Origin of the sequence: Streptomyces sp. NPDC101393 (assembly GCF_044767385.1) — a bacterium.
Classification (GTDB): Bacteria; Actinomycetota; Actinomycetes; order Streptomycetales; family Streptomycetaceae; genus Streptomyces.
Window position 1 is genome coordinate 414,495 of the sequence record NZ_JBIWNU010000005.1, and the last position, 10,927, is coordinate 425,421.

Below are 10,927 nucleotides of genomic sequence, written 5' to 3' on the forward strand. Positions count from 1 at the left end.
GCGCCGGCTCCGGCTGCGGAGCCTCGGGAGCGCGGCCCGGCTGTGGCCGGTGACACCTGTGTGAATGCGGCGTGTGCGGCGATACTCATGGGGTGAGCGACCACACCGACCACGACGCCATCGTGCTGGCCGGAGGCGCCGCCCGTCGGCTCGGCGGGGCGGACAAACCCGCCCTGTCCGTCGGCGGCCGCCCCCTCCTGGACCGGGTGCTCGCCGCCTGCCCGGATGCGGCGATCACCGTCGTCGTCGGGCCCGGCCGCCCGGCCGTCCGCGCCGTGGTGCACGCCCTGGAGGACCCGCCGGGCGGCGGCCCGCTCGCCGCGCTGGAGGCCGGGCTGCGGCACACCACCGCCCCGACGGTGCTGGTCCTCTCCGCGGACCTGCCGTTCCTGACCCCCGCGACCGTACGGACGCTGCTCACCGAGGCGACGCGGCCGGCCGCCGGCGACGACGGGGCGCCATCGCCGGACGGTGCGGTGCTGCGGGACGGCGAGGGGCGGGACCAGCCGCTGGTGGCCGCCTATCGGACCGAGCCGCTGCGCCGCCTGCTGGCCCTGCTGCGTGCCGAGCGCGGCGACCTGGCGGGGCTGCCGCTGCGCCCCTTGTTGGCCGAGTTGGCGCTCGAACGGGTCCCGGACGCCACCTCCACGGCATCCTTCGACTGCGACACCTGGGAAGACCTCAGCGCGGCACGCGCCCGTATCAGGGAGCATGGCAACGTGTTGGACGAATGGATCACCGCAGTCAAGGCCGAACTGGGCATCGAACTCGATGTCGACACGACGGAACTTCTCGACCTCGCGCGCGACGCGGCGCACGGCGTGGCCCGCCCGGCCGCGCCCCTGACGACCTTCCTGATCGGTTACGCGGCGGGTCAACAGGGCGGGGACGTGACGGAGCTGGCGCGCCGGGCCGCCGCGCTGGCCAACCGCTGGGCCGCTGAGGAGCCCGAAAGGGACGGCGGGACGGCTGCGGGCAGCGGCGCGAGCACCGGAACGAAGCCCGCGGAATGACGGACGGGGAGTTCGACGACGCGCTGAACGACGCCCTCGCCGTGGTCAACGACACCGCGGCGTCGGGTCTCCGGCCCGGCGTCTCCGGCGGGCGCCCGTACGACATGTTCGCCGCCGCCGAGGACAACCCCCCGAACACCGGCCCCGGGGCGGGCGCCAACCCCGGTGGCGGCAGCGGGGCGTGTGACGGGAGTTGCGGGCGCGGTCGCGGCGAGGGGGCAGCGGCATCGGACCGCCCCGCAGACCGTTCTTCCGACCGCCCCTCGGACCGTCCCGAAGGCCCCTCCGCCGACCCCGTCGACCCCGCCGACCCTGTAGAACCCGTGGGCTCCGTAGGACCCGCCGAACCCTTCGACTCCTTCGATCCCTTCGGCCCCCTCGATCTCACCGACACCACCCGCAGCACCCGCACCACCGGTGCACCGTCCTCCGAACCACCCGACTCACCGGCCCCCACCGCCTCACCCGCTCCTCCCGAGCCCCCCGCCCTCTGGAGTGCCGCGCGGGAGATCGCTGCCGGTGCGGTGCCGGGGCCGCCCGCGCCGGTGACGTCCGCGCTGGGTGACGCGCTCGGCCGTACGCTCGCCGCGTCCTTGACCGCCCTCACCGACCTGCCGTCCTTCGACACCTCGGCGATGGACGGCTGGGCCGTGGCGGGCCCCGGCCCGTGGCGCATCGACGGCCCCGCCGACCCGGAGGCGCACCCCGGCATACTTGCCGGCCATGTCCCCACCGAGGCCCTCTCCGACGGGCACGCGATCCGTATCGCCACCGGTGCGCGCATCCCGTCCGGCGCCACCGCCGTGTTGCGCAGCGAGCACGGCGAGGTCCGTGACCTGGGCGAAGAGCGGGCGCGGCTGTCCGCACCGCGGCCCGCGCCGCCCGGCCAGGACATCCGCCCGCGGGGCCAGGAGTGCCGCCGCGGTGACCAACTGCTGCCCGCCGGCGCCCTGGTGACCCCCGCCGTGCTCGGTCTCGCCGCGGCCGCCGGTTACGACGAGCTGACGGTGTATCCGCGCCCCCGGGTCGACGTGTTCGTCCTGGGCGATGAGCTGTTGCAGCAGGGACTGCCCGAGGACGGGCGGATCCGGGATGCGCTGGGCCCGATGCTCGGGCCCTGGCTGCGGGCGCTGGGCGCCGAGGCCGCACCGCCACGGCCGCTCGCCGACGACGCCGACACCCTGTACGCGGCCATCGCCGACTCCACCGCCGATGTGGTCATCACCACCGGCGGCACCGCCTCAGGCCCCGTCGACCACGTGCATCCCACGCTGCGTCGGCTGGGTGCCGAGGTGCTGGTGGACGGTGTGGCGGTCCGTCCCGGGCACCCCATGCTGCTCGCCCGTCTCACCCCGCGCCGCTACCTCGTCGGCCTTCCCGGCAACCCCCTCGCCGCCGTCTCCGGGCTGCTGACGCTCGCCGAGCCGCTGCTCCGTACGCTCGCCGCGCGCCGCCGGGCAACGGCCTGGCGGACGCCGCTGGCGGGGGCCGTCCAGGGACATCCGCACGACACCCGGCTCGTCCCGGTGGCCTACCGCGACGACGACCGGGACGGTCTGACGGCGGCTCCGCTGCATTTCAACGGCCCCGCCATGCTGCGCGGGATCGCCGCGGCCGACGCGCTGGCCGTCGTGCCACCGGGCGGCGCGGGCCGTGGCGCGGAGGTCGAACTCCTCGAACTCCCCTGGTCGGCGGGCTGGTCGATGGAAGGAGCCGGCCCGGACCACCCCTACGGATCGGGTACACAAGCCCCGGGACCCCCGCGTGCCGGATCCACGACGGGCGGCCCCGAGGGAGCATCCCCCGGACCGGATGGGCCCCATCTCGGTCCCGGAGGGGTCGGAGACGGGTCAGATCCCGTACGCTCCACATTTCCCGTACCCCCCTCCGGAGGAGCCGCGTGAAGCTCCCGTCCCACGACGCCGCGGCGCGCGAGGTCCCCGAGGACCGCTCCCATCGGGTGATACTGCCGCGCCGCACCCCCATGGGGCCGCTGCGGCAAGTCGCCCGCCGCCTGCTGATGGCGCTGATGGTGCTGGTCGCGACGGTCCTCATCGTCTGGATCGACCGCGACGAGTACCACGACAACGCCAACGGCTCGGTGGACCTGCTCGATTGCGTCTACTACGCCACCGTCACGCTCTCCACCACGGGATACGGCGACATCGTCCCTTACGGGGACAGCGCACGGCTGCTGAACATCCTGCTCATCACGCCGTTGCGGGTGCTCTTCCTGATCATCCTGGTCGGCACCACACTGGAGGTGCTGACCGAGCGCACCCGCGAGCAGTGGCAACTGAAACGCTGGAGAAACACCTTGCGTGACCACACCGTCATCGTCGGCTTCGGGACCAAGGGCCGTTCCGCGGTCCAGACGCTCTGCGCCACCGGCCTGACCCGCGACCGCATCGTCATCGTCGACCCGAGCCCCAAGGTGATCGATTCCGCGGTGGCCGAGGGGTTCGCGGGGGTGGTGGGCGACGCGACCCGCAGCGATGTGCTCGTACGGGCCGAGATCCAGCGCGCCCACCAGGTCGTCATCGCCACTCAGCGCGATGACACGGCCGTCCTGGTCTCGTTGACCGCACGTCAGCTCAACAAGAAGGCCAATATCGTCGCGGCCGTGCGGGAGGAGGAGAACGCCCCGCTGCTGCGGCAGTCCGGCGCCGACTCCGTGATCACCTCTGCCAGCGCGGCCGGCCGGCTGCTGGGTCTCTCCGTGCACAGCCCCAGCGCGGGCACCGTCATGGAGGACCTCATCCAACAGGGCAGCGGCCTCGACCTGGTCGAGCGTCCCGTGGTGAAGGCGGAGGTCGGCAGGTCCGTACGGGAGACCGACGACCTGGTCGTGTCCGTGCTGCGCGGCCACCGGCTGCTCGGTTACGACGATCCGGCGGCCAGCCCGCTGCAGTCCGCCGACCGTCTGATCACGATCGTCCGCGCGGCCCCCGCGGAGGACGGGGACCTTCCCGGCAAGCCCCCTCACCGCACGAACAAGCCGACGCTCCCGGGCACCGGCGTCTCCCCGATGCGCCGCGTGGACGAGTAGACGCGCTTCGTGGACGCGTAGCGGGGACGGTTCGCGGGGCGGATGCCGGAGACAGCCCGTCGCCCATCCGTAGTCCGTCCGTAGTCATCGCCCCCCCGCCCCGTCGCCCCGGGCGCGGGTGGCGAGTAGCCTCGCGCCCATGCGAGCGATCACTATCCCCGAGCCCGGCGGCCCCGAAGCACTTGTCTGGGCGGACGTGCCCGATCCGCAGCCTGCCGAGGGCGAGGTCCTGATCGAGGTCGCGGCCAGCGCCGTGAACCGTGCCGACCTGTTGCAGCGTCAGGGCTTCTACGACCCGCCGCCCGGCTCCTCCCCGTACCCCGGTCTGGAGTGCTCCGGGCGGATCGCGGCGGTCGGTCCCGGGGTGCACGGCTGGGCCGTCGGTGACGAGGTGTGCGCGCTGCTGGCGGGCGGCGGTTATGCCGAGAAGGTCGCCGTGCCGGCCGGTCAGGTGCTGCCGCTCCCGGCGGGCCTCGACCTGGTCACGGCGGCGGCGCTGCCCGAAGTGGCCTGCACCGTCTGGTCGAATGTCTTCATGATTGCTCATCTGCGGCCTGGCGAGACGCTGTTGGTGCACGGGGGCGCCAGCGGCATCGGCACGATGGCGATCCAGCTGGCGAAGGCGGTCGGCGCGCGGGTCGCGGTGACCGCGGGCGGTCCCGAGAAGCTGGCGCGCTGTGCCGAACTCGGTGCGGACATCCTCATCGACTACCGCGAGCAGGACTTCGTCCAGGAGATCCGCAAGGCGACCGACGGCAAGGGCGCGGACGTCATCCTCGACATCATCGGTGCGAAGTACCTCCAGCGGAACGTCAAGGCACTGGCGGTCAGCGGCCGACTGGCGATCATCGGGATGCAGGGCGGGGTGAAGGCGGAACTCAACCTCGCCGCGCTGCTGTCGAAGCGCGCCGCGATCACCGCCACCGGCCTCCGGGCGCGCCCGCTGAGCGAGAAGGCGGCCATCGTCGCGGCCGTGCGCGAGCACGTCTGGCCGCTGATCGGCAACGGCCAGGTCCGGCCGATCGTGGACCGCGCGCTGCCCATGGCGGACGCCGCCGAGGCGCATCGTGTGGTGGACGCGAGCTCGCATGTCGGCAAGGTCGTGCTGACGGTCTGAACCGCACCGGCCCCGCTCTCCTGCTGAGCGGGGCCGCGAGGCCCCTCCCCGCCGCCGAATGACAGCCGACACGCCGTCGATCGCCATGTCCAAGATGCCGGGAATGTGGCGACATGTGACGCTGGACACGTCACTCGACGGCTCGGCACGGGAGGGGCAACGGCTGTGGCTCCACGATTCCGTACGCGCATTGCCACCAGCCTTCTGGTGGTCGCAGCAGCAGTCCTTCCCCTTCCGGTGGCAGCCACCACCGCGACGGCCTCGGACCACCGGGCCACCCCGGTCGAACTCCCACCTGATCTCGCCTGGCCCCTCACCCACCCCGGTGAGCCGCTGGGCGGCGCCGCGGCGGATTCCGTGCCGTCGGACCGCCGTGCGGACGGGGGCCGCGGGTATCCCGGGCACTCGGGGTCGCCGTCGCGGCACCTGCAGGATCCGGACCTGGACGCCCTCCTGGACCTTCCGGAGCTCGCCGGGCTTCGGGACCGCCTCAGGGGCCTGTCGGGCAGCCTGCAGGACTGGGGCGACCGGCCTGGGGGCGGACCGCGGCACCACCACCACCCGGGGCACTCCTCAGGCCGGGACGCCGCCGATCCCTACCCCTCGTCCTCCGACCCGGCCACCGGCCGCCCCTCGGAGAACACGGAGCCGGGCAGCCGCGAGCCGTCCGGTCCGGCGAACGGGTCCGGTGCTTCCGGCGCCGACGGCTCGGTGACCCCGCCGCAGTCGTCCGCCCCGTCGCTGGCCCCTTCCTCGCCGTCCCACCCGCCGTCGTCCGGCACGGGCGCCTCGCCCCACCCCTCGGCCCGGCCGAAGACCTCTCCGTCGCACCGCACCTCGGATCTCGCGGGCGGAGCCGGGCGGCGTCCCTACGAGCGGATGCCGGAGCAGACCCCCGCCCCGTCCGAGGAGCTCACCGGCTCCGAGCCGGACGCCACGGACGCCGGGCCCGCGGCCCAGAGCCCGTATGCCCTGGACGCCCCCGCGGCCCGGGTCGAGCGGGTGCTCCCGATGGGTGCCGGACTCGCGCTGACCGGTCTCGGTTTCGCCTTCCTCGGCCTTCGGCTGCGACGGCGCTGATCTCCGCCGGACCGGCAGGTGAAGGTACCGGATCCCACCAGCGCGGCGGCGGTTTTTCCGGCGGCTGTTTCACGTGAAACGGGTGGCGAAACGGGTTTCACGTGAAACAGGGGCCTGCGTCCGGCGACCGGAACCACGTGGCCGGCGTGATCCCAACAAAAGACCCAAGATCCCCATCCGGAGAACGGTGGATCACAGTCTTCCGGGGGCACCACCGTTCTTGAGTAGCGGTACGAGAGAATGGCGGCATGGATATGCCGATGAACGAACGGTCGCAGGAGAGCCCGCACGTCCTGGTTGTCGGCCCGGACGGCATGGCGCTCGGCAGCGCCGGCTCCGGTGGCGGGGAAGAGGGCGACGAGCCCCGAGAGATCCCGGTGACGGACATGGTCGAACAGCCTGCGAAGGTCATGCGCATCGGCAGCATGATCAAGCAGCTGTTGGAAGAGGTGAAGGCCGCTCCTCTGGACGAGGCGAGCAGGGTGCGGCTCAAGGAGATCCACTCCAGCTCGGTCAAGGAACTGGAGGACGGCCTGGCGCCCGAGCTGGTGGAGGAGCTTGAGCGGCTCTCCCTGCCGTTCACCGAGGAGTCGGTGCCGACGGACGCGGAACTGCGCATCGCCCAGGCCCAGTTGGTGGGCTGGCTGGAGGGCCTCTTCCACGGCATCCAGACCGCGCTGTTCGCCCAGCAGATGGCGGCCCGCGCCCAGCTGGAGTCGATGCGCCGTGCGCTGCCGCCTGGTGCGTCGCCTGCGGAGGGCGATGAGGACCAGCTCGGCCACGGCGGCGCCCGCTCGGGCCCCTACCTCTAGAACGGACACGAGGGGCCGCTGAGAACGGTCGAGAGGGGCCGGCACGCTACCCGCGTGCCGGCCCCTCTCTCATGTCTCCCATGAGTGGCTCATGGCATGCCCGTCGGTCAGTCGCTGATCCCGGTCGAGACGGTCAGCCGGATCGTGTCGCCGCTCTTCGGGTCCCACCGGGTGACGGCCGTCGGGAACGTCTCGGTGACGGTGTCCTTGGCGGAGTAGGAGTTCTCCTTGGTGACCGTGTACTTCCAGCCCGCGGCATCGAGGCAGGCCTTCACCGAGTCCAGGTTCTTGTAGGAGAACGACGGGAAGAAGATCTTGTCCGGCTCGCTGGAGAGGTAGTCCGGGTCGGTGCACTCGGACGACGCGATCAATGCCGTCGAGGACTTGTCCGGAGGCCGGACGCTGGCCGACGGCGAGGAGTAGGAGTAGGAGTACGACGACGTCGGGCTGTCATCGCCGCCCTCGTCGCTGGAGCCGCCGGCGCTCAGCCCGATGCCGATCGCGATCGCGGTGACCACGACCACGCCGACGATCGCCGAGACGACGATCACCGGGGTGTTGCTCTTACGGGGCGGGCCACCGCGCGCCGGCATGCTCGGCGCCAACGGCGGCGGGGAGTACGGAGCCGGGGTGGGGAAGCCGCCGTTGTTGAACGGGGTGGGCGTCGGGGCCGGGGTCGGGTAGGGGCCGTTCACCGGCGGGGGTGTCGACGGGCCGAACCCACCCGCCTGCGTCGGCTGGTAGGGCTGCTGCACGCTCGGCGGGGCCGGGGTGTGCGGAGTGCCGGAGGCGGCCGGGAACACCGCGGAGGACACCGACGAGCCGCTCGTGCGCGCCCGCGGACCCTCGCTGATGATCAGCGGGGTCGACCCGGACTGCGCGGAGCCGATGAGGCGCAGGCACTCGTCCTGCATCGCCTCGGCGGTCGGGAAGCGCTCGTTGGGGTTCTTCTTCAGCGCCCGCGCCACCAGCGCGTCCACGGCCGGCGGCACCGAACGGTTGATGCTCGACGGGGCCGGCGGCTCTTCCTGGACATGGGCGTAGGCGATGGCGAGCGGGGAGTCCGCGTCGAACGGCAGCTGTCCGGTCAGCAGCTCGAAGAGCAGGATGCCGACGGAGTAGAGGTCGGAGCGGGCGTCCACACCGCGGCCCAGCGCCTGCTCGGGCGAGAGGTACTGGGGGGTACCGACGACCATGCCGGTCTGCGTCATCGACGTCACGCCGGACTGCATGGCACGGGCGATACCGAAGTCCATGACCTTGACGACGTTGCGCTTGGTCATCATGACGTTGCCCGGCTTGATGTCCCGGTGGACCAGGCCCATCTCGTGGCTCGCTTCGAGGGCGGCGAGGACATCGGCGGTGATTTTCAGCGCCTTCTCGGTCGGCATCGCGCCGTGCTGGGCGATATCGGTGTCGAGTTCCGAGCGGAGCGGCTGCCCGGAGACGTACTCCATGATGATGTACGGCACCATGCCGCCGTCGAGCTCGTCCTCGCCGGAGTCGAAGACGGAGACGATATTGGTGTGCGTGAGCTTGGCCACGGCCTGGGCCTCGCGGCGAAAGCGCTCGCGGAATGCCGGTTCACGGCCGAGTTCTGTATGCAGTGTCTTGATCGCGACCTCGCGGTCGAGCACGCTGTCGTACGCGAGGTGCACGGATGCCATTCCACCCGCGCCAAGAAGATCACGAAGCTGGTAACGTCCTCCGCCGACCGACCGGCCCTCGAATTGGCCCTGAGCGCCGTCCTGGCTCATGGTTCCGCTTCCCCCTAGGCGCACTGCCCGTACGTGTGGCGATCAATACGTGTAGCAATCACATCTGGAATTCCACCGGTCAGTCTGCCCCAGGCCTCTGACACGTCAAGCTGTGTGCCCGTTCCGTGACCAGATGTGCAAGATCCGGTCACGGGGATGGGACGTTTTGTGCCCCGCAGGAGCCCTGGCGAACTTGCCACGCTTGGTATCCGAGAGGTTTGATGGCCGGTCCACGACGGACCGATGGGTGCCGCGGAACCTGTAGCGTGCTCTAGCGAAGACCGAGACCTTACCGCTGTGACGCGGATCGATTCGACGGCGAGGACCGATGGCACCGACGCAGAGCCCCCAGGGCCCGTCCGACCCTGAGGCCACCGGCTCCAATATCCCCGATGCACCGGAGATGTGGGGCAACGGCGGGCTCGTCGGCGATGGCCGCTACCGGCTCACGCGCCGGCTCGGCCGCGGCGGTATGGCGGAGGTGTTCGCGGCCGAGGACGTACGTCTGGGCAGGACCGTCGCCGTCAAGCTGCTGCGCGCCGACCTTGCCGAGGACCCGGTGTCCAAGGCGCGGTTCACCCGCGAGGCACAGTCCGTCGCGGGGCTCAACCACCATGCGGTCGTCGCGGTGTACGACTCCGGCGAGGACTACGTCGCCGGCAACACCGTGCCGTACATCGTCATGGAGCTGGTCGAGGGCCGCACCATCCGTGAACTGCTGCACAACGCGGATGCCCCGCCGCCGGACCAGGCACTGATCATCGTCTCCGGTGTGCTGGAGGCGCTGGCCTACAGCCATCAGCACGGCATCGTGCACCGTGACATCAAGCCGGCGAACGTGATCATCACGAACAGCGGCGCGGTCAAGGTCATGGACTTCGGTATCGCCCGTGCCCTGCACGGCGCCGCGTCCACGATGACGCAGACCGGCATGGTCATGGGCACCCCGCAGTACCTCTCCCCGGAGCAGGCGCTCGGCAAGACCGTCGACACCCGCTCCGACCTCTACGCCACCGGCTGCCTGCTCTACGAACTCCTCGCGCTGCGGCCCCCGTTCACCGGTGAGACGCCGCTCTCGGTCGTCTACCAGCACGTGCAGGACATGCCGGTGCCGCCGTCCGAGGTCGCCGACGCGGTGCCGCCGGAGCTGGACGGCCTGGTCATGCGGTCGCTGGCCAAGGACCCCGACGACCGCTTCCAGACCGCGGAGGAGATGCGCGGCCTGGTCCAGTACTCGCTGCAGATGCTGCACGAGCAGGGCGCCCACACCGGCACCTGGAACACCGGCCCGGTCGCCATGCACGAGGGCGGCAGCACTCCGGCCATGGGCACCGCCGCCACCACCGCGATGCCGCACCCCGACACGGGCAGCACCGCGGCCAACCCGATCCTGCCGCCCGGTATGCACGCGGACGACGGCGCCTTCGAGGGCGGCCACCGCCCCGCCAAGAGCGGCCGCGGCAAGATCTGGCTGATCGCCGCGCTCGCGGTGATCGCGATCGCGGTGGGCGTGGCCATCGCCCTGCAGAACGGCAACGGCTCGGGCAAGAAGCACGAGACGCCGTCGTCGCAGTCGCCGTCGCCCTCCCAGGACGACGAGACCAGCGAGCCGCCTACGGAGGAGCCGAGCACGCCGGAGACGCTCCCCGGCAATACGGGCGGCGACTCCGGCACGTACACCCAGCCGCCGACCACCCGGCCCAGCACGCCGGCGACCTCCGGGCCGCCGACCTCCGCGCCCCCGAGCTCGCCGCCGCCCACGTCCGCGCCGCCCTCCTCGACCGGTGGTACGCAGACCGGCGGTACGAACGACGGCGGCACGGGGAACGGCGGTGCCGACGGCGGTACGGACGACGGCGGCACCGACAACGGCGGCACGGACAGCGGCACCACCACCGGTACGGACAGCGGCGCCACGCTCGGCAGCACCGGCGGCTGACCTCCGCGCACACCCCGGACGACCTGTACGGCGGGGGGGGGCGCCGGGGCCCCGGGGCCCGCCCCCCCCCCCCGGGGGGGCCCCCCCCCCCCCGGGCGGGGGGCCCCCCCCCCCCGGGATAACGGGGGGCCCCAACCCCCCGGGGCGCGGCGGGCGGGGC

8 protein-coding genes are annotated in these 10,927 nt (G+C 72.4%); 7 read left to right on the top strand and 1 reads right to left on the bottom strand.

Annotation, left to right across the window (positions count from 1 at the left end; all coding sequences use genetic code 11):
• Positions 1-92 precede the first annotated feature (92 nt).
• The 6 genes from ACIRQ7_RS18760 (at position 93) to ACIRQ7_RS18785 (ending at position 7,071) form a co-directional block, all read left to right on the top strand.
• The gene (locus ACIRQ7_RS18760) at positions 93-1,013 is read left to right on the top strand and encodes an NTP transferase domain-containing protein (protein ID WP_404263627.1); all 921 of its coding nucleotides are present in this window, start codon (positions 93-95) and stop codon (positions 1,011-1,013) included.
• Positions 1,010-2,917: a molybdopterin molybdotransferase MoeA gene (locus ACIRQ7_RS18765; RefSeq protein WP_404263629.1), complete on the top strand. Its 1,908-nt coding sequence runs from the start codon at positions 1,010-1,012 to the stop codon at positions 2,915-2,917. The genes ACIRQ7_RS18760 and ACIRQ7_RS18765 overlap by 4 nt, the downstream gene beginning before the upstream one ends.
• Complete coding sequence (locus ACIRQ7_RS18770) at positions 2,914-4,062, top strand: potassium channel family protein (protein ID WP_401464201.1); 1,149 nt, start codon at positions 2,914-2,916, stop codon at positions 4,060-4,062. The genes ACIRQ7_RS18765 and ACIRQ7_RS18770 overlap by 4 nt, the downstream gene beginning before the upstream one ends.
• A 139-nt stretch (positions 4,063-4,201) precedes the next feature.
• Positions 4,202-5,179 carry an NAD(P)H-quinone oxidoreductase gene (locus tag ACIRQ7_RS18775; protein WP_401464199.1) on the top strand — a complete coding sequence of 326 codons (978 nt, stop codon included), beginning with the start codon at positions 4,202-4,204 and terminating at the stop codon, positions 5,177-5,179.
• Positions 5,180-5,416: 237 nt separating this feature from the next.
• Entirely contained in the window at positions 5,417-6,259 is an 843-nt protein-coding gene (locus tag ACIRQ7_RS18780) for a hypothetical protein (RefSeq protein WP_404263631.1), read from the top strand.
• Positions 6,260-6,507: 248 nt separating this feature from the next.
• Complete coding sequence (locus ACIRQ7_RS18785) at positions 6,508-7,071, top strand: bacterial proteasome activator family protein (protein WP_401464195.1); 564 nt, start codon at positions 6,508-6,510, stop codon at positions 7,069-7,071.
• Between the two features lie 107 nt (positions 7,072-7,178).
• Here ACIRQ7_RS18785 and ACIRQ7_RS18790 read toward each other — a convergent pair whose 3' ends face one another.
• Positions 7,179-8,828 carry a protein kinase gene (locus ACIRQ7_RS18790; protein WP_404263633.1) on the bottom strand — a complete coding sequence of 550 codons (1,650 nt, stop codon included), beginning with the start codon at positions 8,826-8,828 and terminating at the stop codon, positions 7,179-7,181.
• 328 nt (positions 8,829-9,156) lie between these two features.
• Between ACIRQ7_RS18790 and ACIRQ7_RS18795 the strand changes: the two genes are divergently transcribed.
• Entirely contained in the window at positions 9,157-10,767 is a 1,611-nt protein-coding gene (locus ACIRQ7_RS18795) for a protein kinase (RefSeq protein WP_404263634.1), read from the top strand.
• The last annotated feature ends 160 nt before the right edge of the window (positions 10,768-10,927 follow it).